We start from the raw sequence: 22,295 nt of genomic DNA on the forward strand, positions 1-22,295 counted from the left end.
TGCTCTCCTTTACGCCTTGAATGTCCAGCACTTCACTGTGGTCGGCCGGGGTTGTGAACATGGGTTGCGGCTGTTAAATGCAGCGCGCACGGCGCTGTGAACGGCCTTGTTGCTGTCCAAAAACTTATGGGAGCGAGATTCCTTAAGCAGGTCGCGCAACGTGGCCACGTCGGCCAACTTCTGTTTGTGTTCGGCGGCACGCTCGCAAAACTCGTTGAGGTTGATGGCGATCACTGCGGGATCAGTGCTGTGGTCGACCACCGGGTCCTCGCTCAAGGATTCGAGGTAGTCGTAAACCTCCCAAAACTCGGCAACGGCCGCATGGTCGGAGCTGATCGAGGCCTGGCGCTCGATGGCCATCCTCACGATCTGGCGCTGGGTCGCGGCGACTTGAGGGTCACTCAATTTCAAGACCAGGCGGATACTGTCGAGCAGCGACAGCATTTGCGCGTGGTTTTTGCTGATCCGCTCGACGCGGATGTAGCCGCGTAGGTCATAGCCGCAGCTGTGGCAATTGCCCTGGTCACTGGCATAGGCCTTACCGCAGGCGAAGCAATGGGTGTGCAACCGACGCAGTTTCGATTCATGTTCCGGCATGCGCTGGGCGAAAAGCTCAAGCACTGCGGATTCTTTGCTCACGGCCCGCAGCAGGAAGTGGCTGAGGGTGCCGCCATCCAAGGCGTTGAGTTGATCAGCTGCAGCGCGGCTTTCCGGCGTGACGGTTGGGCGTACAAAGTGCAGCTTCACAATTCGGGTCATGATCGCTTCGTGCGCGACCACGGCCGCGTTCTGGCTGATAGCGATCGTTCCCCGAAATGGCGGTTCGTACGTCTCATTACCTGCCGTTTTGACGCCTTTGGTGGCCAGGGTGCCGCCGCCGTAGAAGTCCTTCAGTTCGTCCCATTCGAAGGTCTTGGCATGGACCCGATCATCGCCGTGGCGATCAGCTTCCAGAAACACCACCGGCATGCCGGAGACCTGGCCCATGAGGCGAGAGCGTCCAGCCTTGGTGGATTTCATCGGGTCGAAGCCTTCATAGCCTTCGCGGCCGAGTAGTTTCCAAAGCAGGTTCAGCAGGGTGGTTTTGCCGGCGCCGGCCTCACCGGTTGCTTCCAGGAAAGGGAAGGACTGATAGCGGGCGCGAATCTGTTCGCAGTAAAGCGAGCCAAAGAAGAACACCAACGCGACGAAGCCCTGGGCGCCGAAGCAGGTCCACAGCAGTTGCACCCACTTCTCGTCAAAGCCCTTTGCTTCGCGCTGCAGCTTGATCGGGACGCCTTTCTGCAGCGTTTTTAGGCGCAGCTTGCCGAACTCGAAATAGTCTTCGCTGTTGACCTTGTAGGTGGTGCCGTCCTTGATCGCGATATCGCCGTAGACGTAACAGGCGTATTCCTTGCTATAGCCCACGTAGTCGATCGTCGAAACGGTTTTAATGCCGAACAGCTGATCTTTCATGAGCTTGTCGAGCTGTTGGCCACTGCCCGTGAACATCGCACCAGCTGCCATACCGAGCAGGCGCTTTTTGAATTCGCTTGCGGCGGACAGCTGGCCACTGGTGAAGGTGTTCTTCACGCTCTCGGAGTCGTGGGGGAAGTCCACGCGCATGTAATACCAGGACTCGTCTGTTACTTCGTTGCGTTGGAAATACAGCGCCTGGGGATAGCAGTTGGCGATCTCCACGACGCTGCCGGATTGCTGCAGCGCTTTTTCGCGTTGTTGCGCCTGGTTCAGCAGTTGGTCGTCGTGGTTCTCGCTGTCCTCGATGTCGGACATGGCTCGATTGAATTTCTCCATGTCCAGCTTGAACCAATACAGGCGGCTCCCAAACCCCAAGTGAAATTCACCGCGCTTGTGCCAGTCGTACATGAGCAATGCTTTTTCCGCCGCGCTCTCGGCCAGCAGCAGGGCGCCCTGGTGGCGCGCTTGCTTAAGGTCAGTGGCAATCTGGTCCGCACGTTTGGTTTCGTCCTGAATGAAGTTCCAGCGCTGGTGTAGATCGTTCCAGTCAGACTTGCGGCCGTCGCGTTGCGGGATCTGTGCTGACTCGCAGACGAAGCCCAGTGCACGGGCCTCACGTACCCAGCGCCGGGTGTAGGCGTTAGCACTCGGCTCGTTGTCCAAAGCCCAAACCAGTTTGGGCAGCTTCCCACCTTCGCGGGTTTTAATGAGTGCCTTGAGCGAGTCGCCGGGAAACGCGTTGGAAGACATCGCCGATACGGCTGCGATGTCGTTGTGCACCAGAGCGATGGCGTCGAAGATCCCTTCGACAATCCAGATTTCCTTGGCTTCAAGCAGGTCGACGCAGGGCGGGCACCACCAGACGCCGCGGTAGCTGTCTTTTGATTTGAAGCGGGCTTTCATCTTGCCGAAGCGGTGCGGCTGATCGATCAAGCGTTCCCACCAGCCGCCTTTCTCCAGGGTGAAGCGCACGGTTGCGCTGCCGGCGTTGTGTTCAGCGGAGTAGAACGTTTCCTGGGTGAACCAACCCTGGATCAGCTCATAGCGAAAGCCCCGGGCAAACTCAAGATAAGCGCGTGCGGTGGCGTTCGGGTGTTGGTCTGTTGCTGGTGCACGTTTGCTCCAGTCTTCAAACAGATCGTCGTACAGCTCTTTCACGTGCAAGGTGTGGCCACATTTTTCAGGCCGACCACATATCACCATCCATGGCGTATCAAACCGGGAATAGAGCTCCTTTTTCTTGCATTTAGGGCAGGTGCCGCCGCGCATGTAGTCGGTGCCTGTGCGGTGCTTCAGGCCGAAGTCGGACTGGAGGCGTTGCAACACGTCGTGGCGAAGATCTTCTTTCATGGGTTACTTCACTGCTTTGAGGCTGTGGGACAGGGCTGCCATAAGGCGTTTTTGCGCAGCCATTACCGGAACGTGGGCGAGAATGGCGCCGTGGCGCAGGCCGTCCGCGACAAGGCGGAACTGGTCGGCGTACCAGTGTTCGTTGAGGCTCAAGCGATACTGTTCACGCAGGTTGGCCAGCAACGCTTCGGCCTCGGCCGGTGGCAGTTGGGTGGTGACAATTACGGCGTTTGCCATCGTTAAACCTCGATTTCGGGCGCAGCTCACCCAAACCCACGGGACGTGGGGCCGGCGATTGGTTGGGTTAGGGGTTACGAGATTGCGGAGCGAAAACGCACGTTGTCAGGTGTGTTCAGGATGCGTTCATAGATGAGGCTGACTGGCACGGACCAGCAAAGCCCTTTGATTGGATCCTTGATCACCACAACGGTGTCGGTGCTGTAGTCCAAATCGACGCGCTGGCGAAAGGAAATTTCCACCAGCTCGATGTGAGCAAGTGAGGTCAGTTTGATTGCAACCGATTCCGTTACGTTGAGGCTGGCCACCAGATGGCTGACGGTTCGGTTGAGAAGCGTCGAAAGATCGCCCAGGTGTTCGGCTTGGTGACGCTCCAGAAATGCCAGTGCCGCGTTCTGCATGCACTCCTGGTAGTCGAGGGGGGTGTCTTGAGCATTCATCTGGCTTTCCCCGATTTAGCGCGATACAGATCGATCGCGGCGTAGACTTCTGCAGTCCGCGCAGCCAAGTGCAGCGTATGAGCGTTCTGAATCAACTCGGCTTCGGAGTCGTTGATCACACCGTCTTCAAGCGCCTGGGCAATGGCTTGGTCGACCGTCCCCTGCTTGGCAGAACTCTGCATAGCTCGTGCATACATTTCTACGTTGTCGAGGTCGTCGGGGTGAGCCACGGGCACAAACATCCCGCCATACATAGCCGCCACGTAGTTGGGAAAATGCTGAGTGCCGGTGACTTGCTCCAGTAGGAAAATCTGCGTGTCCGTTAATGGACGGCAGTTGTTGTTCTCATACGCGTGGTTATCAAACTTCTTGAGCGGCAGGCCGATCCGCGCAGCGGCGCACTCGCGCCCACCTTCAAAGGTGCAAATAATTGCACTAACGACTTCCCTTCGTGTTTTTAGAACTTGGCTTTCCATCTTCTGCTGTTCCCTCAGTACGCTGGCCATTACTGTGCAATTACACCGTCTTTGATCCCAAGGAGGACTGCAGCACGATGTGCCTCCCCTCGACGACACCTGCTTTGGCCGCTTAATACCGCATAGACGGTGCTTGGGTTGAGTTGGTGTTGGATCGCGAAGTCTTTCGCTGACTGGCCCCGCTTTTCTAAAGCTTCCCGCGCCTGTTGGCGGGCTTGCTCGGTGACGCTTGAGTTCGGCATAGTGCAGATCCGTGCAATTTCATGTGGTGTGAGATGCACAATGATGCACTTAGGTGCACTTGTAAATAGTAAGGATGAAAAAAAGTGCATCTTTCTGAAGAGATCGGTTCTCGGCTGCAAGAAGAACGGAAGCGGTGCGGCATGACACAAAACCAGGTCGCGGAAGCACTTGGGATTGCAAAGAGGACGCAAGCAAACTATGAGGCGGGCTCTAGTGATGCCACAGCGTCGTACCTGAGTAAGGTGACGGTTCAGTTCGAATTCGACGTGCCCTATATCCTCACCGGTCGACGGAGCACTCTGGCCTTCGATTCGCTGAATGAGGTTGAGCACAGCATTGTTCAGCAGTACCGCAGCATTCCGGAGGAGGACCAAAAAGCCATCCGGCGCTTTGTTAAAGCCTTGGCAGACGATGCTGCCAAGGGTGTGAGCTGACCACGCTGTTCCTGCGATGCCTTCAACTAGCCCCCATATATGTGCATCAGCAATGCATTTTATGGAGTGGTAAGCATGTTGGATCGCACAAACGCCGAAGCCGGTTACGTTGAAATTGCAGCTTCTGCGCGACTTGAGCTTTCGCTTATTGAACGTCGCCTGATCGGCTTCTATCGGCAGTTGAGCCATCGGGATCAGGAGCAACTGCGGAGGCTGATAGAGGCGTTGATAAGCAATCCGGATCAGTCCGACGAAGGCTGATTCCCGCGCCGCCGGCATATAGTTGTCGGCGGTTTGCATTAGGCAACTGCCTGGGAGCCGAGCTTTTCAAACAGCTCTCGCTGCTGGGCCCGTGGCATGTCTCTAAGCCGGTCAATCAGCAATCGGTCAAACGTCTGTGCGGAAGGGCTGAGAGTGTGGGAGAACGTGAGATTCGCGACCCAACTGTGCCCGCACTTGGCGTCCAGGCACTGGCAATACAGTTTCGCGAAGTCCGCAGATAGCACCTCGCGTGATGCAATCCGACCCTTGTGTCCGCATTTACAAGTAACTCTCATGTCCCCTCCCCAGGGTGCAGCAAATTGCCACTATGTTCTCATGTGGTGCAGTATTTTTCTCTATCTTTGAACTTTTAGGTGCCTTGTTCCCCTGCTTTATCAGGCTCTCGCCAATTGATATGTCTGTCACTCCGAAGGCTGTCATTCACTTGGTTGAACAGTTGACAAATCGGTCTGATCTCGTTGCTGGTGTACACGCGATCGATCTTCTCGATGTCCCCAAACCCTCCATTGTTCTCAGGGATGATCCCTGCAAGGGCTGGGTTCATTCGCCAAGCAGCGATCACATCGTTACGGGTGATGTTCTTCACCTTCTCCAGCTCGTCCTTGGCCTGGAAGTCCCCCACGGGGATGATCTGGATCGCGTTTTCCTTGCCGTTGGGGATGTTGACGAACATTGAGCGGAAGTTGCCCACGCCCTTGCTCGCACTGATCTGCGCGCGCAGGTTGTCTTCGTCTTCCTCGGTCAGGTCCGGGTCGTTGGTGTAGAAGATGTAACCCGCGTGCGCGCCGTTGCTGTAGTAGCGCCGGCGGAACAGCGTTGCGGCTTCGTTGAGCAACAGCGCTTGCAGGCCGCCCAAGTAATCAGGCACGCCGTAGATGTTCTGTTCCACGTCGTAGTCCAGGACGTGTTCGATTTCGTCCTGGTCGAAGTCCATGAATTTGCTATCGGGCAACAGCATCCGGAACCCGCCGTCGACCTTCACCCGCATATTGATGGCCGGCAGATGCTGCATCTCCAGCACTTCACCGAAGGCGTTGGTATCGCGATAGAAATACGCTTCGCCAAACACCATGTAGTCGAGGCTGGCACGGCCCATGGTTTGCGTGCTGCAGCCCTCTGACGGGATGAACTCACGCAGCAGCAGGTTGCGTTTGAACTTGGGAATGGCGCCGTGATGCGCGTTGGCGCGTAGCAGCTTGGCCAGGCCCGCCCGTGACACCGGCGGTTTGTAGATCACGCCGTCGTCGCTGAGAAATACCCCCAGGTACTCGCCGATGTTGCCGGACAGCACCTGTTCGGGTTCCCCGAAGGTGAACGCCCGCATGGGCTGCGGCTGTCGCGCCTGTGGGCTGTTTTTGGGCTTTTTGTGTCGTGGCTTGGGCATTGGTTCCGCTCGTGACGTAGCGGCTACGGCGCCGCTTGTTGGTGTTGAGGGGTTCATTGAACAGAGCGTGCATGATCGACCAGGCGATATCGGCGTGGCCGGTGGCGTCGGTGCGCGAAGCGCTGTAGGTCACTTGCCCGCTGGTGGTAGTGCCGCGCTTGATGGTCAGGAACGCCTGGGCGATGTCGGTCCACCCGGCGTCCCATTCGATGCGGCTGCCCTGGATGGTGTCCTGGGCTTTGAGTACCAGCAGGTTCTTGGTCTCAAGGCTGTAGTGGATCGGTGTGGCTTTAGGGTAGAAATCGCGCACCAGGTCGAACACGCCATAGCCCACGCCGGTGATATCAATGCCGATGTGTTGCACGTTGAAACGCTCGGTCAGCTTTTTGACCTGGGCGGCCTGGTAGTTGAACGAATGCCCCCGCCAGCTGTGCTTTTCCAAGATGCGGAATTTCGCCCCGGGTTCCAGCGGCGGGGCGACCACCACGCACGTGGCGTCGTCGCGGGTGCGGCTCGGATCGTAGCCAAGCCACACTGGACTGTTGCCGAAAGGACGATCCAGCTCCGGGTTGTAGTCCTCCCACAACGACAGGTCGGAGTAGCAGCGCTCCAGATCCTTGAGGCCGAACGCGCTCTGGCTGCTATCGATGAACTTGCAATAGAACAGCTGCTGGAATTTGTCTTCGTCGTACTCCAGCTGCAGTTGCTCCAGATCGAACAGATCGCACCCGCCATCGATCGCGTCCTGGATGGTGATGGTCTTACGCCATTGGCCGTCGGGGCACAGCGCGCCCTGGGTGTAGGACGCCTCTGTGGGCCAGGTGCCGCCGGCTTTCTTGCCGCGTTTGCTGTTGCGGAACTCCTCACCCGACCAGAACGGGTATGCCTGGTGCGACACCGCGCTGGGCGTCGAGAAGTAGGTTTTGCGCCATTTCTTGTGGGTACCCATGGCGCTGGCCACGGTGCTGAGCTTTTCGAAGTCGCGGATCCAGAAGTACTCATCCACGTACACATGGCCGTGGTAGCCCTGGGCGGTGCTGCTGTTGGTCGACAGGAAGCGCAGCTCGGCGCCGTTGCTGAGCATGATCGGGTTGCCGGTCAGCTCGATATCGAACCACTGTTTGGCAAACTGGATGATGTAGCTGCGGAAAATCTCCGACTGCGAACGGCTGGCCGACAGGAACACCTGGTTGTCGCCAGTCAGCACCGCGTCCATAAACGCTTCGCCGGCGAAGTAGTAGGTCAGGCCTACCTGGCGGCTTTTGAGGATGTTGCGGATCCGGCTGGTCAGCGGGTTTTGCTTGGCGGCAAACAGCTCCTGCTGATAGCGGTACATCTTGCTGATGAACTTATCCAGGAAGTCGACTTCGGTCAGACCGCTGATGTCGTTCTTGGCCTTCTTTTCCTTTTTCCTCTCGCCACCCTCGCCACGGCTGGAGCGTTCGCCACGCGATCGCTTGCGTGGTTCCTGGGGCTCGCCCAGGTCGTCGCCGTTCGATGCCGCCACCGGTGCGGGCTTGGCCGCTTGTTTCAGCAGGCGTTCACGAACGATGGTCAGGCGGTCCAGTTCGTTGAGATCGTCTTTGGACAGGCTGCCCACTTTGTCCAGGAGCAGGGTGATCCGCCGGCCGACGGCCGTCAGCGGTTCTTCGTCCGACAGCATGTCTTCCCAACCGCCCTGGCGGATCCAGTAGTAGACGATCCGGATGTTGGGCAGGTTGAGCTGCGCCTGAATTTCCTTTGCCTTACAGCGGCGCAGAAACAGGCGTTTGGCGGCTTCTTTAACTTCGGTCGAGTAGTACATGGCCGCAGTCTATGCGGCGAAAACGCTAGAAACGCGGGGTTAAATTCCGTGATCCGCCTATATCTCAAATATAGGAGAAACGCGCATTTGAACCGTTTGTTTGAGGGCTGACGGCTCCCTATCTTGGCGGCTCATTCAGTGATTGAGCGCAGTCAAATCCATGCCCCGTTCCCTTGTATCGTTCTGGAAACGTGTCGCCACCAGCGGAGCCACCGTTGATGGGCGCGTGATCCTTCCCCAGGAACTGCGCGATATCGCTGAAACCTACAAGCCGTCGTTCTACACGGCGGTGATCTGGTGCGACCACGAACGCTGGCCAGGCTCCCACGGCACCGTTTACGCGGTTCGCCTGGTGGAAGAAGCCGAAGACCTGGAGCCGGGCGAAGTGGCGTTGGAAGCGCAGTTGAAGCCCAACGACCGCCTGCTGTACCTAAATGACCAGGGCCAGAAGCTGTTCACCAGCATTGAGATCACCCCGGACTTCCGTGGCAAAGGTAAAGCCTACCTGACAGGCATGGGCGTTACTGACCAGCCGGCCAGCGTCGGCACCCAGGAACTGTATTTCTCGCACCAGAACACCCGCGCTTCCTATTACGCCGCCTCGGTCGAACTCGGCCGCCTGCAGGACGACAGCCAACCCACCGCCGAAACCGGATTGATCAATGCCCTGACCGGCTTTTTCAAGCGTTTCGCCACGGAAGTGCTGCCCACCGAAACCACTCCACCCAACACAGAGAGCAAACCCCCAATGGATGAAGCTACAGCAACGGCTTTGACGGCCCTGGTGGCGCAGCTGCTGGTTGTCGCTGCCGGCCTCCAAGCCGTCATTGAGCCTGCGGCCGCCGATGCGCCTGAACCCGATCAAGACCTGATCGACGACGTCAGCACGGCCGTGGACGACATCGTGGCCACCGCCGAGCAAGAGCGCGAATTCCGCCGCAACGGCAAAGGCAACCAGTCCGTACTTGCCAAGCTGGATGCGCTGCAGAAGCAGTTCAGCGCCCTGCAGAACAACTCAACCGGTCGCCAGTTGCCGCGCAATCCCGGTCCGGTAACCACCGTCAAAAAGCGGGTGCTCTAACATGGCCTACTCCCTGAGCGCCTTTGGCGCCCAAATGTTCGCAGAACTGCAGGTCGCCATTGCGGAAAGCTATGGCGTCGACCTGGCCACCAAGATGTTCAGCGTCGATCCGACCATTGCCCAGGAGCTGAACGACGCCATTACGGCCAAGTCCGACTTCTTGGGGCGTATCAACGTCATTCCGGTGACCGAGATCAAGGGTCAGAAGGTCTTCATCGGCGTTTCGGGTCCGGTCACTGGCCGCACCAACACCAAGACCACCGATCGCGAAGCCAAAGACGCGTCGTCGCTGGATCAGTCCACCTATGAGTTGTCTTCCACCGAATCCGATGTGGGCTTGCCGTACGCCAAGATCGACGCTTGGGCCAAGTTCCCTGATTTCCATCAGCGCTATTCCGCTGCTGTGCAAAAGCAGATCGCGCTGGACCGCATTATGGTTGGCTTCCACGGCACCCACGCTGCAGTGCAGACCGACATTGCCCAGTATCCAATGCTGCAGGACGTCAACAAAGGTTGGCTGCAACAGGCCCGCGAGCAGATCCCGGCCCAGGTTCTCAAGGAAGGCAAAGTTGCCGGTAAGGTCACCCTCGGCGCCGGTGGCGACTATGCCAACCTCGATGCCCTGGTGCACGACACGAAACAACTGGTGGACGAGCGCCTGCGCGATGCCGGTGACCTGATTGCGATCATCGGTACCGACCTGCTGGCTGCTGACAAGGCCAAGCTGTATTCGAAGCAGGGCGACACCCCGACCGAAAAAGAGCGCATCGAAGAAGCCCAGGTGATCGCCACCTATGGCGGCTTGCCGAGCTTTAGCGTTCCGTTCTTCCCGGTCAACGGCGTGGTCGTGACCAGTTGGGACAACTTGTCGATCTACTTCCAGGACTCCAGCTGGCGTAAGCAGACCATCGACAATCCGAAGCGCTCCCGCGTCGAGGACTACAACAGCCGCAACGAAGGTTATGTGATCGAACAGCTGGAAAAGTTCGCCATGACCGAGAACGTGGAGCTGGTTGCGTGAGTCTGGCCCTGGCGCATAAGCGCCGCACCATCGCCATGGGAGGCGCTGCCGTTGTGGCGGCTGCCGTCTCCGCAGCGCTTCCTTACTCGCCGGCGGAAGCCCTGAGTAGCCCCGCCAATGCACGCAAGCACCTGCTGCTGCAGGAAGCGGCATTGGACCAGGACCTGGCGCGCATCAGTGCGATCAATGGCCTGGCCGGACGCCAGGCACTCAAGCGCGAAGAGCTGCTGCCCAAGTACCAGGAATACGTGCAGCGCTACTGCGAGTCGGGGCTGAACTTCCCAAATCGCGTGGCGGTGCAGGTATTGGTCTGGCTGTTCGACACCGCCCAGTTCGATGACGCCTTGGAGCTGGCCGACTTCCTTATCGAGCAGGGCCAGCAGATGCCGGAGCGCTTTAAGCGCCGCGACATCCAGACCTTTGTCGCCGACGCCGTGTGTGAGTGGGCCTACGCCGAATACAAAGCCAACCGCAGCCCAGAGCCTTACCTCTCTGACCTGCTGCCCCTGGTTGACGGTGAATGGCAACTGACGGAGCAGATCCCGAGCAAGTACCACAAGTTGATCGGTATGCGCGCCATGGAGGCAGGGCAGTTTGAGGTCGCACTCAAGCACCTGGAGCGCTCAACGGAGCTGTACGCCCAGGCCGGCAACGACACCCGTATCGAAAAGGTCCGCAGGGCCCTGGCAAAACAAGCGGCCGCTACCCCGGCTACCGAATAACCGACTACCCCCCCAGCGGGGACCTGTGGAAGTGAGCCGCCCATTTATGGACCGTCCCACTGAAAACAGGCTCCCCGCCCTATTTGAGCGGTCAGCATGAGCTTTTCAGGTAAACCCACCACGCTGGTGGAACTGGCGATCGAGAACGACGGCTTTTGGCCGAACCTCGACGTGGCCGAGTTCCAGAAGGGCTATCGCCTGCCGGCGGAATACCTGGTGGAACTGCTGACCGCTGAGTTGACCACGGCGATGACCGAGGTCAACCGTGACCTGGCCAAGTTAAAAGCGCGATGGCAGGGCCTTGGAGTGTCAAGCGTTGAGTCTGCAGACACCAGGGTTCTACCGGAGCGCACCTTTCAAGCAGCGACGTACAAGCGCGCCGTTTACTGCAGAGCCAAAGCCAGCCTGCTGCCCCAGTTCGTGACCATCATCCGCCGCGAGAGCGCCGAGAACCTGGGCAAGGAACTGCCCGATCGCCCGGAAACCTTCTTGGCCTTCAGCCAACAGGCCGTTCGCTCGCTGCAGGGTCGTGGCCGCATCACGGCGGCGCTGCTATGAACAAGCTCCGCGCCCTGACCTCGTACCTGATCGGCCTCGACCTGGTGCTGCCCGAGCAGATCGACAGCTGGGCCGAACAGGTGAACCTGGACCTGATCTGGAAGGACACCACCCAGGGCCTGCACATGGGCGATATGCGCTACCGCGCGGTGTTCGTGATCGAGCGGTTCAACGGTAATCCGGCGCTGCTTATGGCGCTGCTGGGCGGCTGGCTGGAATCCAACGATCCCGATCGGGACGACGATCTGCCGGCGCCGACCTTCGCCGTCGACCAGATCACCCCGGACGAAGCGGACCTGGAACTGACCCTGGAGTTTGTCGAGGCGCAGCACCTTGCCGAAGACCCCAACGGCAAGGTCAAGGCCTTCGGCAAAACGTGGGGCTTGGTCGACTTCGACCTGTGGACCGCTGAACACGGCGAGGTCCGCGGCGGTGGCGCGTAGCACTTTCGAGCTGGACGTACGGGGCCACCTGGGCGTTCGCGAGCAACTGGCCCTGCTGAGCCTGCCCCCGCAATTGCGCCGGCGTTTGCTGAACAACGTCACCAAGCGCGTGCGGACCATGAGCCGTAAGCGGATCCGCGAGCAGCGCAACCTGGACGGTTCGGCCTTCGAAACGCGCAAGGGCGACGGCAAGGGCAAAAAGAAGATGGAAGCCGGCCTGGGCAAGTTGCTCCAGGTCACCAGCGTGAGCCCCGATTCCGCAACCCTGGGATGGCGTAACGGCTTGACCGCGTGGGTCGCCGCGCAGCAACACCACGGTGTCAGTGAGCGCCGCACAGCAGCGCAGATGCGACGGTGGAACAAGGTGCCTGAAGGCCTGGCCGCGACGGACAAGCAAGCAAAGCGCTTGCGCCGCCTGGGTTTCAAGGTGCGCCAGAAGGGCAAAAAGAGCCTGACCCGTCCGTCCGTGGCTTGGATCCAGGAACACGTGAACTACGCCAAGGCGGGCCTGCTGATACGCATCCTGTCCGACGAAAAAGCCGAGGGCACCGGCGCGCAAAGCTGGGAAATAACCCTGCCAAAGCGCCAGTTCCTCGGCGTCAGCACCGACCGGGATACCAGCCTGCTGGTTAACCAGGTGCTGGCACAAATCCTCAACTCCCCCAAATAACGAGGCACTGCATGGCACTTGGCAAAGTCAGCGTTAACAATCTCAACCTCGGCCAGGGCGCCGTGACCGAGATCGAGCGCTATTTCCTGTTCATCGGCCCTGGCGCTAAAAACGTCGGTAGCCTGATCGCCCTGAACACCGACAGCGACCTGGACGGCGCACTGGGGCTCCCGCCTAGCGACCTGAAAGCCCAGGTTGCGGCGGCCAAGGCCAATGGCGGCGATCGCTGGGCGTGTCTGGCCGCGCCGATCGCTGCCGATGGCGACTGGCTGGTTGCCCTGGAAAAGGCGCAGCAACAGGGGTTTTCAGTGGAAGCCGTGGTGGTCACCGAACCGGTGACGACTGCAGCGGAACTGTCGGCCATGCATGACGCCGCGATCGCTATCAGCAACACCTACGGCCGTCGTGTCTTCGTGATGGCCAGCACCGCCGGCATCACCGCCGAACAGACTTGGGCCGACTACCTGACCCAGCAAAAAGCGATCACCAAAGACCTGGCGGCGCCGCGTGTCCTGGTCGTACCGCAACTGCATGGCAATGACCTTGGCGTGCTGGCTGGGCGTCTGGCCAATGCAGCGGTCAGCATTGCTGACAGCCCCATGCGCGTGGCCAGCGGCGCCGTGTTGGCCCTGGGCAGCGTGCCCAAAGACAAAGACGGTGTGCCTTTGCCATCGGCCATTCGCGCGGAGCTAGATAAAGCCCGTTTCTCGGTCTCGCAGACCTACCCCGACTACCCGGGCGTGTTCTGGGGCGACGGCAACATGCTCGATGCGCCGGCGAGCGACTTCCAAGTGGTTGAGTACCTGCGTTTGGCCGACAAGGCCGCTCGCCAGGTGCGCCCGCTCCTGATCCTGCGCGTTGCCGATCGGCGTTTGAACAACACGCCCAACAGCATGGCGGCCGCGATCAGCGCCTTCATGAAGCCGCTGCGCGTGATGGCCAAGTCCACCACCTTCGCTGGCCAGGTGTTCCCCGGCGAGATCGAGTCCCCGAAAGACGGTGATATCCAGCTGGTGTGGCACACCAAAACCAAGGTCGAGGTGTACATCAAGATCAAGCCCCTCAATTGCCCGAAAGACCTCACGGCGAATATCGCCCTGGACCTTTCCAACGACGATTCGGAGTAATCCCCTATGTCCCGTATTGGCGGTAAAAACTTCGACATCAACCTGGGCGACCTGCAGATCCATGTTGAAAGCTGCACCCTGGACGTCACCGACAATACCGCCGTGGCGCAATCCCGTGGCGTGCCCAACGGGCACGTCGACGGCGATGTGTCGTGCAGCGGTGAATTCGAATTCGACACCAGCAACTTCAACCTGCTGATCGAGGCCGCCCGCACTGCCGGCAGCTTCCGCCAGTTGGGGCCCTTCGACTCGGTGTTCTTTGCCAAGGCCGGCGACGAAGAGCTGCGCATTGAGGCCTTCGGCTGCAAGTTGAAGGTTTCCAGCCTGCTGAGCGTCGACCCCAAAGGCGGCGAGAAGTCCAAGCATAAGGTGCCGTTTGACGTCACCAGCCCGGATTTCATCCGCGTCAACGGCGTGCCGTACCTGGCTGCTACAGAGATCGAGGGCCTGCGCTAATGGTTTGCCCGTTCGATCGCGCCCAAGCCTTGGAACAACGTCAGCGTGACGCTGCGATCGCGGCCGCACTTGCTGCAGCACGGCCGAGCGGGCCAAGCCTGACCCACTGCAAAGACTGCGATATGCCGATACCGGAAAAGCGCCAGGCCCTGGGCGGAATCATCCGCTGCGTGCCGTGCCAATCCCTTACTGAGCAAGGACAGCGCCGATGACCGCACGCGCCAAGCCCAAAGGCACCCTGGAAAGCCGCTTCGCTGTGCTTGAACACCGCGTCAGCGACTTGGAAGAACGTCACGAAACCGTGCCGACCCGCGTCACGCGGCTGGAAGGTGAGTTCGAACACATGGCTGTGCAGCTCTCGGATCTGAACGACGGCCAGCGCGAGCTGACTGCCACCGTGTCCGACATTGGTACCAAGGTCACCCGAATGCTGGCAGTGCTGACGGTGCTGGGCGTGGTCGCGCAAATGGTCGGGCCGGCGTTGTTGCGGATCTTGTTCCCATGAGCCTGCGGAACAAGATCGCCGCCGGCGTCCTGGTGCTTGCCAGCGCGCCTTTGCTCGCCTTCCTGGGCAATTGGGAAGGCGAGGGCCAGAACGTCGTCTACGCCGACCGTCTGGCCCGTGGCCTGCCGACCGTGTGCAAGGGCATCACCCGCTACACCAGCCCGTACCCGTTGATTGTGGGTGACTACTGGTCGCCGGCGCGCTGCGCCGAGGTGGAGCAGCTGGTGGTCGAGAAAGGCCAACTGGCGCTGGCTGACTGCCTGACCAATCCGGCGATCGGGCAGAAGACGTTCGACGCCCTGAGCAGCCATGGCCACAACTTCGGCGTACCCAGCACCTGCGCCAGTCGCGCGGTGGGCCTGATTAATGCCGGCAGGATCGCCGAAGGCTGCAAGGCACTCGCCTGGGGCCCCGACGGCAGACCGGTGTGGTCGTCAGTCACCGACGCCCAAGGCCGCAAGCGCTTTGTGCCGGGGTTACACGCTCGCCGGCGTGCAGAAGCGGCGATGTGCGCGGAGGGCTTGTGATGCTGCGCGAGATCCTGTTTCCCCTGGTGCTGTGCCTGGTGGCGTTTTTTGGCTTCGACATCTTGCAGGGGCAGCGCGACACCGCCCGCGAGGAACGTGACAACGCCCTGTTCGAAGTGGCGGGGCTGCGTGAAGCCGCTCGCATCAGCGGAGAAATGCTGGCCGACCGTGACGCGATCGATCTTAAACGAACCCTGGAGCTGGACCATGAACGCGCTTCAAACCTTGAGCTGCGCTTGTCTGTCGGCAATCGCCGTCAGCGGCTGCATGTCAACGCCACCTGCAACGCCGCCGGCGCCGAAAAGACCCCCGCCGGCGGCATGGCTGCTGCAACCACCGCCGAACTCGCAACAGACGCTCGACCGGATTATTTCACCCTCAGAGATCAACTCGCCCTCAGTAGGCAAATGATCCTGGGCCTGCAGGACTACGTGCACCAGGTGTGCCTGCGCTGACCTGAAACATCCCTTAAACCAACCATCGAAACGGACACAAACATGAGCCAGATCCAAGCCCGCGACATCACCCTGGAAGTCGGCGACAAGGAATTCACCTTCACCCTGACGCCCCAGGACGTGACCAAGTACTTCAACGCCATGACCGCCAACAACAAGGTCGCGCCGTCCTTCAACCTGCTGAGCAGCACCGTATTGCCCGCCGAAAAGGCAGGCTTGCGCGAGATCTTGGCCAACCCAGTGATGACCATGCAAATCGCCGGCGCGCTCCTCGAGGAGTACGCACCTGACGTCGAGATCATCGTAAAAAAGCCCTTGAGCACGCTGACCGCCTGACCGAAGACGGCCTGGGCCAGTTATTGGCCCTGACCACCCGATGGCTACCAGGTGCCGAGCCCAGTATTGAAAACATGGGCATGGCCAAGTGGCTGGAAGACGAACACTGGAAACGCATGGAGTTCGCCGTGGCAAACGGTATAGCCCATGCGTTGAACGGATAGGAACCACATGGCCGATCGTAGCGCCCGCCTGGACTTCATCCTGGCCCTGACCGACAAGGTCACCGCGCCCCTGGGCAAGGTGAAGATGGGCTTTTCCGAGCTGACCGAGCAAAGCGAAAAGAACATCAAGACCATGGGTATGGGGCTGGCCGGTGTGACGGGTGCTTTCGTCGGCATCAACGAATCACTGCAGCCCGCGCTAGAGATGAACCGCGCCCTGGGCGAGGTCAAATCCCTGGGTGTGGCCGAAGATGCGCTGACGGCTTTGAATCAGAAGGCCCTGGAGTTCTCGGTGAACTATGGTGAGAACGCCCGGGAATTTGTCGCGTCGGCCTACAGCATTGAGGGCGCCATCAAGGGCCTGACGGGCAGCCAGCTGGCGACCTTCACCAACACCAGCAACCTGTTGGCCAAGGCCACCAAATCCGACGCCGAGACCATGGGCGCCTACGTGGGCACCATGTACAACCTGTTCAAGGGCCAGGCCGACGCCATGGGCAAGGGCGAATGGGTTGAAAAGCTCGGCGGACAAACCGCCCTAGCCGTGCAGCTGTTCCGCACTGACGGCGCCCAGCTCAAGGACGCGTTCAAGGAAGTGGGCTCGATCGCCACCGCTGCCGGCGTCGATATCGCCGAGCAGTTCGCAGTGATCGGCTCGCTGAGCAGCACCATGGAAGGCGGCGACGCCGGCGGGCGCTATAAGGCGTTTTTCGAAAACCTGGGAGCTGCGTCCGAAAAAATGGGGCTGAGGTTCACCGACGCCAACGGCAAAGCACTGCCCATGCTGCAGATCATGGACAAACTGCAGGGCAAACTGGGCGATCTGACCAGCGCGTCGGCCAGCGCCAAGCTGATGGAAGCGTTCGGCGGGGAGGGCGCTCAGGTGATCAGCTCCCTGGCCAAGGATACCGATCGCCTGCGTAACGGCATGGACAAGCTGGGCAAGGTGCGCGGCCTGGAGGACGCGCAGAACATGGCCATGGCCATGGTCGATCCGTGGCAGCAGTTTGGCGCTGCAGTCGAAGCGCTGCGCATTGCCTTCGGCCAGGCACTGATCCCGATCCTGACGCCGCTGATGGCCAAGCTATCGGGCATTGCCGGCACCATGACTCGCTGGACGCAGATGTTCCCCAACATCACCCGAGTGATCGGCATCGTCACGCTGACGATCCTGGCCCTGATCGCTGTCATGTCCTTTCTAACCTTCGCGGTCGGCGCCGGCCGTATGGCCTGGCTGGCCATGGTGACCGTCTGGAAAGTGGTGCAGATGATCAGCCTTCGGACCACCGCCGTGTTCTTAATGCAAAAGCTGATCATGCTGACCTATATCACCGTGGTTTACGGCTTGACCGCCGTGCTTGGCCTGGTTCGCGGCGTGATGATGTTGTGGCAGGGCGCGATCTGGCTGGTCAACGCGGCACTGCTGGCCAACCCGGTGGTGTGGGTCGTGATTGGCGTTATGGCCCTGATCGCGGCTGTGATCGCAGCCGTCGTGTACTGGGACGAGTGGACGGCCGCGCTGATGAACAGCGAGGCGTTCAAGTGGGTCAGCGACCAACTGACCGCGCTGTCGGATTGGTTCGCATCGATGGGCGGCTGGTCCGGAATGGCCAAGGCCGCTTGGGACGGCATCGTCGCGATCTTTCATACGGCGATCAACAGCCTGATCGAGATGCTGAACAAGATCCCCGGCGTCGACATTGAAACCCGCTTTGGCGCCATGCCAGAGCTGCCCGGTACCGACATCGGCGTGAACACCCAGGACAACGCGGCAGCGGCGCAGCGGGCCCAGCAGACCATCAACGCGGCCATTCCAAGTTTGTCGCCGGTGCGGCCTAACGCCGTACCCCAGGGCGGGCTGCTGACCAGCATCCAGAACAACAACAGCAGCCAGAACAAAGGCATGCACGTGGAGAAAGTCGAGATCCACAACAGCAAGCCTATGACGTCCCTGGAGATGGAAAACATGGTTGCCATGTCGGTGGGCGGATGAGCGAGTACATCGATCTGCTGATTGCCGGCAACGACCTGGTGCTGGACCTGTCGCGTCAGCCGCTGCTGATCGATGACCGGGCCAGCATCGCCCAGGACATCGCCCACATGATCCGCGACAGCGGCCTGCTGGTCACGCTGGTGGCCGAGCGCGATCGGCTCAAGCAACGCGACTGCATCCAGCAGTTGGAACTGTTGGTGGAGGCCGACGAGCGATTGGTACCGGGCACTGCGCAGATCACGCAGCTGCAGCCAGGCCAGTACCTGGTCACGGCGACAACCCTGAAATTCGGCGATATCGAGGTGGATTTGTGAGTGACGTAGATTTCAAGCAGGCGCTGGCCGACGCCGGCATTCCCACGACCGAGGCAGGGCTCCTACAGGCGTGGGAAAAGGAAGTGGCCGCCCAGGACAGCAAGTTGAGCAACACCAGCGCCTATTCGCCGTTCTGGCGCGTGGTGCGCGCGCTGGTGACCAAACCGGTGTTGTGGATCCTGGATTTTTTCGTGGCCACGGTGCTGCCAAATTTTTTCGTTAAAACCGCTGCAGACGCCTGGCTCGACATGCTGGCTTGGGCCGTGAACGTCGAGCGTAAGGGTGCGACAAAGGCCAAGGGCTTTTTGCTGTTCACCCGCGAAGCCGCCGGCGGCGCCCTGGAAGTGCCGGCCGGGACATTAGTGCAGTCCGCATCGATCAACGGCCATATCTACCAGGTGGTGACCACGGCGGTGGGTATCTTCGCCGATGGGCTCATGCAGCTGCAGATCCCGGTCGAGGCGGTCGAAACCGGCGCCGGTTTCAACCTGGCCCCGGGTTATTACGCGATCCTGCCGGTTCCGGTACCGGGCATTGCCCAGGTGGTGAACAGCGACGGTTGGTTGACCACACCAGGTGCAGATCCTGAGCCCAACGATGAGCTGCGTTTGCGCACCCGCAACCAGTTCTCGGCGGTCAACCAGTGGCACACCGACGCGGTGTACCGCGCCATGATCTCGGCCTTTCCAGGCGTGCGCCCGGATGGCGTTTACTTCGAACACGGCGCGCCACGTGGCCCGGGCAGCGCCAATGCCTACGTGCTGTTTGAAGCGGACGTGCCGGCGGCAACGTACCTGGAGCAAATCAACGCGCATATCCGCGACCAGGGCAACCATGGCCACGGCGACGATTTGTTGGTGATGGTCATGCCCGAAACGCAGCATCTGGTGCAGCTTGAGATTTGGCCGCGCTCGACGCTGACCGCCGAGCAACGCGAAACCCTCAAGGACAACGCGGCGCTATTCGTACGTGCCGCGTTCCGTGACAGCACCGCCACGGACTACCAGCCAACCCTGACCTATCCCCAGTCGCGTTTCTCGTTCAGCCGACTGGGCGAGGAGCTTCACCAGCAGTTCCCCGGCATTGAGTCACTGCGCTTTGCCACGGCCGACATCATCAGCGAGCTGAACATTCCGCGGATCCAGAGCTTGGAGGTGGTGCTGCATGATTAAGATCGATCTGCCGTTCTGGCTCGATGGTACCGAGCTGGCCAAGCTCAAGGCAGCGGCCCAGTCCTGGTGGGAAAAGGTCGAGGGCTGGTTGCGCTGGCCGTTGCTACAGATGGACGCCGACACCTGCCACATCACCGTGCTGGATCTATTGGCCTGGCAGCGCGATATCACCCGCTTCAAAGGTGAGCCCGAGGGTTTGTATCGGCTTCGCGTCAAGCACGCCTTTATCAATGCCGTGGACGCCGGGAGCACCGCCGGCATGAAACGCATCCTGGTGCGACTGGGCGTCGGTTACGTCGAGATCGAGGAGCGTCAGCCCGATCGGGATTGGGACGTGGTGTTGCTGCGTTTCTCCGACTCCCAGCTGTCCCAAAACCCTGAACTGCTGCGCGTGCTGATCCAGCAGTACGGCCGCACCTGCAGGCGCTATGACTTTTCCACCATCACACCGATTCCGGTGCAGATCGCCTTTGTTCACTTTCATGACGATCAGCAAACGCTGGTCGCTAGCCTTTAGGAGCCCTCATGGGAGCCGTTATTACCCTTGCAGGTGAAAGCCTGATTGCCCAGCGACATGCCGACAATGCAGGGCTGAAAGTCAGCCGATTCATTTTTGCCAATGTGCCAGGGCTGAACCCCAACACACCGGTCGATCGGGCCGCGCCGAAGCCTCCAGCGGGGCAGATCGTTAATGTCTACGACATTCCTGCCAACCACGCGGGCTATGTGAATCCCAATCAGGTGGTGTATAGCGCTCAAATCGGATCGGATGTCGGAGACTGGGACTTCAACTGGATCGGTCTTGAAACAATTGAGGGCGTGCTGTTCGCCGTAGCGTATGTGCCTTTGCAGCAGAAACGCCGCAACATCCCGCCACTGCAGATCGGCAACAACCTGACCCGCAACTTTTTGCTGGCCTTCGACGGTGCATTGGCTTTGACCGGTATCACCATCGACGCAAGTACGTGGCAGCATGACTTCACCGTTCGCCTGGCCGGCATCGATGAGCGCGAGCGCCAGAGCAATCGTGATGTGTACGGCCGGGCCTGTTTCTTCGGCGGCTCACTGCAATTGGAAAAGGTCGGCAGCGCGTACCAACTCAAACCGGGCACGGCATACGTTGAGGGCATCCGCCTGCTGCGCTCGACGGCGTTGGCCGTTGTCCCACCCGCGCTGCCAAATACCGTCTGGTTGGACGTTGCGCTGCAGCGGGAGTTGAACGATTTGGTTCCCCGTTGGCAGGTGGTGTTCGGCGCGGCCAAGACCGACTACGTCGATAGCGCAGGTGTGCAGCACTACTGCGTGGCTATTGCGGACGTTCAAAGCTCCGGGGCTTTGATTGATCGCCGATCAATCGAGCCGATTACTGGGCCACTGGTGGCTCATTTTGCAGCTCGGACCGGCAACTACGAGTTCCTACGTGCCAGGGCCACAACAAAGGCCGATGTTGGTCTCGGCAACCTGCCGAATGCAAAGACCGACGATCCCCAGACAAATGACAAAGAGGTGCTGGCATCCTCGGTAGCCGTGCGCAGCCTCTACGATGAACTTCATATTGATAGCCGGCCAGGCAACTATTTCAAAGTTGAGATCAATGAACGCGGGCAGGTGCTTCGCGGGTCTACACCGACCACGGTTGATGGCTTCGGCATCACCGACGCGTTGAAAGTCGGCACCATGTCCCAGCAACGACCCAGCCTTGCATCACCTTCTATCGGCAGCACCTACAGTGATGTAGCAATAGAAATTCGCGAGGCCCAAGGGAACCTGGACGAGCATCTAGACCTTTCTCACGCCCCTGCGATTGGATTCCATTGGGGCAACCGTGTGGCAAGGCGGCTGGCTATGGATTGGAATGCTGACCTGCTATGGGGTGAAAGCGGGAAAATCTGGCATTCAGACAACCTCAACTTGGCCGAGCAGGCATGTCCTCAACGCCTCCAGCAGGACATTCAGATCGCCAGTGTCAGTAACACTCAGATCAGGGTGCGCGCAGGGGAACTCGTGCTGAAACGGGCGACGGACTCTCGGCCAAAGTTAATTGTTGGCTCGGATTTAACGCTGACTACCGGTGCGGGCATTGGTGAAAACAAGCTTGATACCGGCGCTTGGACTGCCAGCACCTGGTACTACCTGTGGGTGTGCGTCTCCGATCACCCATACCTGGTTGCGTCGACGAGTTCGGTTGCGCCAGCGGTCTCTGCCACAACATACCGAACCCTTGCGGGCTGTTTTCGGCTGGATGCGTCATCGGTCGTCGTGCCATTTATCCAGCAGGGCGGTGATATCTCGCTGCGTCCCCAGCTGGTTTTCACAAACGTTTACCCCCCCGCCAATTACACGGCCGTCCCCTTGGGTTCCTTGATCCCGCCAATTGCCAGAACTGCCAGAGGTGTCATCGGTAGCAACGGCGGCGGCAATTTTTACGCGGAGCGATCGGTCGCTGCAGATCCGTCCGGGCTGGGTGCTTGTTACTTGAACATCTTTGCAGCCAGTAATCAGGCGCCGGTTGATGGCTACATTGCTGCTGGGCCTTGGAATGTCCCGATCATCACCCCTCAGACGGTGTATTGGTACGGCCCTGATACGGTCAATCCGGAAGGGCGAATGCACGTCTGTGGTTATCAGATTTAGGAGTTTGGC

At 60.0% G+C, this 22,295-nt stretch carries 29 protein-coding genes; 21 read left to right on the forward strand and 8 right to left on the reverse strand.

Features of this window, described 5'->3' with window-relative positions; all coding sequences use genetic code 11:
* Positions 1-9: 9 nt before the first annotated feature.
* The 5 genes from ACLH0H_RS16245 to ACLH0H_RS16265 form a co-directional block, all read right to left on the reverse strand.
* Positions 10-2,808 carry a toprim domain-containing protein gene (locus ACLH0H_RS16245; RefSeq protein WP_411378776.1) on the reverse strand — a complete coding sequence of 933 codons (2,799 nt, stop codon included), beginning with the start codon at positions 2,806-2,808 and terminating at the stop codon, positions 10-12.
* A gap of 3 nt (positions 2,809-2,811) precedes the next feature.
* A complete protein-coding gene (locus tag ACLH0H_RS16250) occupies positions 2,812-3,045 on the reverse strand; it encodes a hypothetical protein (RefSeq protein WP_032895725.1) in 234 nt (77 codons plus the stop codon).
* A gap of 74 nt (positions 3,046-3,119) precedes the next feature.
* A complete protein-coding gene (locus ACLH0H_RS16255) occupies positions 3,120-3,485 on the reverse strand; it encodes a hypothetical protein (protein ID WP_411378777.1) in 366 nt (121 codons plus the stop codon).
* Positions 3,482-3,961 carry a YmfL family putative regulatory protein gene (locus tag ACLH0H_RS16260; RefSeq protein ID WP_411382422.1) on the reverse strand — a complete coding sequence of 160 codons (480 nt, stop codon included), beginning with the start codon at positions 3,959-3,961 and terminating at the stop codon, positions 3,482-3,484. Before ACLH0H_RS16260 ends, ACLH0H_RS16255 begins: the two co-directional genes overlap by 4 nt.
* Before the next feature lie 29 nt (positions 3,962-3,990).
* Entirely contained in the window at positions 3,991-4,203 is a 213-nt protein-coding gene (locus ACLH0H_RS16265) for a DNA-binding protein (protein WP_411378778.1), read from the reverse strand.
* 84 nt (positions 4,204-4,287) lie between these two features.
* Between ACLH0H_RS16265 and ACLH0H_RS16270 the strand changes: the two genes are divergently transcribed.
* Both ACLH0H_RS16270 and ACLH0H_RS16275 read left to right on the forward strand, forming a co-directional pair.
* On the forward strand, positions 4,288-4,638 hold the full coding sequence (locus tag ACLH0H_RS16270) for a helix-turn-helix domain-containing protein (RefSeq protein ID WP_411378779.1): 351 nt from the start codon (positions 4,288-4,290) through the stop codon (positions 4,636-4,638).
* A 75-nt stretch (positions 4,639-4,713) separates the two neighbouring features.
* Complete coding sequence (locus ACLH0H_RS16275; RefSeq protein WP_411378780.1) at positions 4,714-4,899, forward strand: hypothetical protein; 186 nt, start codon at positions 4,714-4,716, stop codon at positions 4,897-4,899.
* A 38-nt stretch (positions 4,900-4,937) separates the two neighbouring features.
* Here ACLH0H_RS16275 and ACLH0H_RS16280 read toward each other — a convergent pair whose 3' ends face one another.
* The 3 genes from ACLH0H_RS16280 to ACLH0H_RS16290 form a co-directional block, all read right to left on the reverse strand.
* Positions 4,938-5,195 carry an ogr/Delta-like zinc finger family protein gene (locus tag ACLH0H_RS16280; protein ID WP_083221499.1) on the reverse strand — a complete coding sequence of 86 codons (258 nt, stop codon included), beginning with the start codon at positions 5,193-5,195 and terminating at the stop codon, positions 4,938-4,940.
* A gap of 74 nt (positions 5,196-5,269) precedes the next feature.
* The gene (locus ACLH0H_RS16285) at positions 5,270-6,139 is read right to left on the reverse strand and encodes a phage portal protein (protein WP_411382423.1); all 870 of its coding nucleotides are present in this window, start codon (positions 6,137-6,139) and stop codon (positions 5,270-5,272) included.
* On the reverse strand, positions 6,051-8,108 hold the full coding sequence (locus tag ACLH0H_RS16290; protein ID WP_411378781.1) for a terminase large subunit domain-containing protein: 2,058 nt from the start codon (positions 8,106-8,108) through the stop codon (positions 6,051-6,053). The genes ACLH0H_RS16285 and ACLH0H_RS16290 overlap by 89 nt, the downstream gene beginning before the upstream one ends.
* A gap of 160 nt (positions 8,109-8,268) precedes the next feature.
* Here ACLH0H_RS16290 and ACLH0H_RS16295 point away from each other — a divergent pair, with 160 nt between their 5' ends.
* The 19 genes from ACLH0H_RS16295 to ACLH0H_RS16385 all read left to right on the forward strand — a co-directional run bounded on the left by ACLH0H_RS16295 (position 8,269) and on the right by ACLH0H_RS16385 (position 22,286).
* A complete protein-coding gene (locus tag ACLH0H_RS16295; protein ID WP_411378782.1) occupies positions 8,269-9,189 on the forward strand; it encodes a GPO family capsid scaffolding protein in 921 nt (306 codons plus the stop codon).
* Between the two features lies 1 nt (position 9,190).
* Complete coding sequence (locus ACLH0H_RS16300) at positions 9,191-10,210, forward strand: phage major capsid protein, P2 family (protein ID WP_411378783.1); 1,020 nt, start codon at positions 9,191-9,193, stop codon at positions 10,208-10,210.
* Positions 10,207-10,932, forward strand: a complete 726-nt coding sequence (gene gpM, locus ACLH0H_RS16305) for a phage terminase small subunit (RefSeq protein ID WP_411378784.1) — start codon at positions 10,207-10,209, stop codon at positions 10,930-10,932. The genes ACLH0H_RS16300 and gpM overlap by 4 nt, the downstream gene beginning before the upstream one ends.
* Before the next feature lie 96 nt (positions 10,933-11,028).
* Positions 11,029-11,490, forward strand: coding sequence for a head completion/stabilization protein (locus tag ACLH0H_RS16310; RefSeq protein WP_411378785.1), 462 nt, complete (start codon positions 11,029-11,031; stop codon positions 11,488-11,490).
* Positions 11,487-11,933, forward strand: a complete 447-nt coding sequence (locus ACLH0H_RS16315; protein ID WP_411378786.1) for a phage tail protein — start codon at positions 11,487-11,489, stop codon at positions 11,931-11,933. Before ACLH0H_RS16310 ends, ACLH0H_RS16315 begins: the two co-directional genes overlap by 4 nt.
* On the forward strand, positions 11,923-12,603 hold the full coding sequence (locus tag ACLH0H_RS16320) for a virion morphogenesis protein (RefSeq protein ID WP_411378787.1): 681 nt from the start codon (positions 11,923-11,925) through the stop codon (positions 12,601-12,603). The genes ACLH0H_RS16315 and ACLH0H_RS16320 overlap by 11 nt, the downstream gene beginning before the upstream one ends.
* A gap of 11 nt (positions 12,604-12,614) precedes the next feature.
* Positions 12,615-13,730, forward strand: a complete 1,116-nt coding sequence (locus tag ACLH0H_RS16325) for a DUF2586 domain-containing protein (RefSeq protein ID WP_411378788.1) — start codon at positions 12,615-12,617, stop codon at positions 13,728-13,730.
* A gap of 6 nt (positions 13,731-13,736) precedes the next feature.
* A complete protein-coding gene (locus tag ACLH0H_RS16330; protein WP_411378789.1) occupies positions 13,737-14,186 on the forward strand; it encodes a phage protein in 450 nt (149 codons plus the stop codon).
* Positions 14,186-14,398: a TraR/DksA C4-type zinc finger protein gene (locus tag ACLH0H_RS16335; protein WP_411378790.1), complete on the forward strand. Its 213-nt coding sequence runs from the start codon at positions 14,186-14,188 to the stop codon at positions 14,396-14,398. Before ACLH0H_RS16330 ends, ACLH0H_RS16335 begins: the two co-directional genes overlap by 1 nt.
* Positions 14,395-14,691: a hypothetical protein gene (locus tag ACLH0H_RS16340; RefSeq protein ID WP_065909425.1), complete on the forward strand. Its 297-nt coding sequence runs from the start codon at positions 14,395-14,397 to the stop codon at positions 14,689-14,691. Before ACLH0H_RS16335 ends, ACLH0H_RS16340 begins: the two co-directional genes overlap by 4 nt.
* A complete protein-coding gene (locus ACLH0H_RS16345; RefSeq protein ID WP_411378791.1) occupies positions 14,688-15,218 on the forward strand; it encodes a lysozyme in 531 nt (176 codons plus the stop codon). The genes ACLH0H_RS16340 and ACLH0H_RS16345 overlap by 4 nt, the downstream gene beginning before the upstream one ends.
* A complete protein-coding gene (locus ACLH0H_RS16350; protein WP_411378792.1) occupies positions 15,218-15,673 on the forward strand; it encodes a lysis system i-spanin subunit Rz in 456 nt (151 codons plus the stop codon). The genes ACLH0H_RS16345 and ACLH0H_RS16350 overlap by 1 nt, the downstream gene beginning before the upstream one ends.
* A 42-nt stretch (positions 15,674-15,715) precedes the next feature.
* The gene (locus tag ACLH0H_RS16355; protein WP_093543004.1) at positions 15,716-16,009 is read left to right on the forward strand and encodes a putative phage tail assembly chaperone; all 294 of its coding nucleotides are present in this window, start codon (positions 15,716-15,718) and stop codon (positions 16,007-16,009) included.
* A gap of 23 nt (positions 16,010-16,032) precedes the next feature.
* The gene (locus tag ACLH0H_RS16360; protein ID WP_191626188.1) at positions 16,033-16,173 is read left to right on the forward strand and encodes a DUF6890 family protein; all 141 of its coding nucleotides are present in this window, start codon (positions 16,033-16,035) and stop codon (positions 16,171-16,173) included.
* A gap of 7 nt (positions 16,174-16,180) precedes the next feature.
* Entirely contained in the window at positions 16,181-18,166 is a 1,986-nt protein-coding gene (locus tag ACLH0H_RS16365; protein WP_411378793.1) for a phage tail tape measure protein, read from the forward strand.
* Positions 18,163-18,480: a DUF2590 family protein gene (locus ACLH0H_RS16370; RefSeq protein ID WP_411378794.1), complete on the forward strand. Its 318-nt coding sequence runs from the start codon at positions 18,163-18,165 to the stop codon at positions 18,478-18,480. Before ACLH0H_RS16365 ends, ACLH0H_RS16370 begins: the two co-directional genes overlap by 4 nt.
* Entirely contained in the window at positions 18,477-19,652 is a 1,176-nt protein-coding gene (locus ACLH0H_RS16375) for a baseplate J/gp47 family protein (RefSeq protein ID WP_411378795.1), read from the forward strand. Before ACLH0H_RS16370 ends, ACLH0H_RS16375 begins: the two co-directional genes overlap by 4 nt.
* Entirely contained in the window at positions 19,645-20,169 is a 525-nt protein-coding gene (locus tag ACLH0H_RS16380; RefSeq protein ID WP_411378796.1) for a phage tail protein, read from the forward strand. The genes ACLH0H_RS16375 and ACLH0H_RS16380 overlap by 8 nt, the downstream gene beginning before the upstream one ends.
* Before the next feature lie 8 nt (positions 20,170-20,177).
* Positions 20,178-22,286, forward strand: coding sequence for a phage tail protein (locus tag ACLH0H_RS16385; protein WP_411378797.1), 2,109 nt, complete (start codon positions 20,178-20,180; stop codon positions 22,284-22,286).
* Positions 22,287-22,295: the final 9 nt, after the last annotated feature.

Source organism: Pseudomonas sp. MPB26 (assembly GCF_046605355.1).
In the GTDB taxonomy this organism is placed as follows: domain Bacteria; phylum Pseudomonadota; class Gammaproteobacteria; order Pseudomonadales; family Pseudomonadaceae; genus Aquipseudomonas; species Aquipseudomonas cedrina.

Bases quoted from the DNA above. Each gene is read 5' to 3' on its own strand.
- ACLH0H_RS16315 (WP_411378786.1), top strand. From the start codon at position 11,487: ATGAACAAGCTCCGCGCCCTGACCTCGTACCTGATCGGCCTCGACCTG.
- ACLH0H_RS16385 (WP_411378797.1), top strand. From the start codon at position 20,178: ATGGGAGCCGTTATTACCCTTGCAGGTGAAAGCCTGATTGCCCAGCGA.
- ACLH0H_RS16295 (WP_411378782.1), top strand. From the start codon at position 8,269: ATGCCCCGTTCCCTTGTATCGTTCTGGAAACGTGTCGCCACCAGCGGA.
- ACLH0H_RS16245 (WP_411378776.1), bottom strand. From the start codon at position 2,808: ATGAAAGAAGATCTTCGCCACGACGTGTTGCAACGCCTCCAGTCCGAC.
- ACLH0H_RS16365 (WP_411378793.1), top strand. From the start codon at position 16,181: ATGGCCGATCGTAGCGCCCGCCTGGACTTCATCCTGGCCCTGACCGAC.
- ACLH0H_RS16330 (WP_411378789.1), top strand. From the start codon at position 13,737: ATGTCCCGTATTGGCGGTAAAAACTTCGACATCAACCTGGGCGACCTG.
- ACLH0H_RS16310 (WP_411378785.1), top strand. From the start codon at position 11,029: ATGAGCTTTTCAGGTAAACCCACCACGCTGGTGGAACTGGCGATCGAG.
- ACLH0H_RS16290 (WP_411378781.1), bottom strand. From the start codon at position 8,108: ATGTACTACTCGACCGAAGTTAAAGAAGCCGCCAAACGCCTGTTTCTG.
- ACLH0H_RS16275 (WP_411378780.1), top strand. From the start codon at position 4,714: ATGTTGGATCGCACAAACGCCGAAGCCGGTTACGTTGAAATTGCAGCT.
- ACLH0H_RS16300 (WP_411378783.1), top strand. From the start codon at position 9,191: ATGGCCTACTCCCTGAGCGCCTTTGGCGCCCAAATGTTCGCAGAACTG.
- ACLH0H_RS16350 (WP_411378792.1), top strand. From the start codon at position 15,218: ATGCTGCGCGAGATCCTGTTTCCCCTGGTGCTGTGCCTGGTGGCGTTT.
- ACLH0H_RS16250 (WP_032895725.1), bottom strand. From the start codon at position 3,045: ATGGCAAACGCCGTAATTGTCACCACCCAACTGCCACCGGCCGAGGCC.
- ACLH0H_RS16325 (WP_411378788.1), top strand. From the start codon at position 12,615: ATGGCACTTGGCAAAGTCAGCGTTAACAATCTCAACCTCGGCCAGGGC.
- ACLH0H_RS16370 (WP_411378794.1), top strand. From the start codon at position 18,163: ATGAGCGAGTACATCGATCTGCTGATTGCCGGCAACGACCTGGTGCTG.
- ACLH0H_RS16280 (WP_083221499.1), bottom strand. From the start codon at position 5,195: ATGAGAGTTACTTGTAAATGCGGACACAAGGGTCGGATTGCATCACGC.
- ACLH0H_RS16335 (WP_411378790.1), top strand. From the start codon at position 14,186: ATGGTTTGCCCGTTCGATCGCGCCCAAGCCTTGGAACAACGTCAGCGT.
- ACLH0H_RS16255 (WP_411378777.1), bottom strand. From the start codon at position 3,485: ATGAATGCTCAAGACACCCCCCTCGACTACCAGGAGTGCATGCAGAAC.
- ACLH0H_RS16340 (WP_065909425.1), top strand. From the start codon at position 14,395: ATGACCGCACGCGCCAAGCCCAAAGGCACCCTGGAAAGCCGCTTCGCT.
- ACLH0H_RS16260 (WP_411382422.1), bottom strand. From the start codon at position 3,961: ATGGAAAGCCAAGTTCTAAAAACACGAAGGGAAGTCGTTAGTGCAATT.
- ACLH0H_RS16265 (WP_411378778.1), bottom strand. From the start codon at position 4,203: ATGCCGAACTCAAGCGTCACCGAGCAAGCCCGCCAACAGGCGCGGGAA.
- ACLH0H_RS16355 (WP_093543004.1), top strand. From the start codon at position 15,716: ATGAGCCAGATCCAAGCCCGCGACATCACCCTGGAAGTCGGCGACAAG.
- ACLH0H_RS16345 (WP_411378791.1), top strand. From the start codon at position 14,688: ATGAGCCTGCGGAACAAGATCGCCGCCGGCGTCCTGGTGCTTGCCAGC.
- ACLH0H_RS16380 (WP_411378796.1), top strand. From the start codon at position 19,645: ATGATTAAGATCGATCTGCCGTTCTGGCTCGATGGTACCGAGCTGGCC.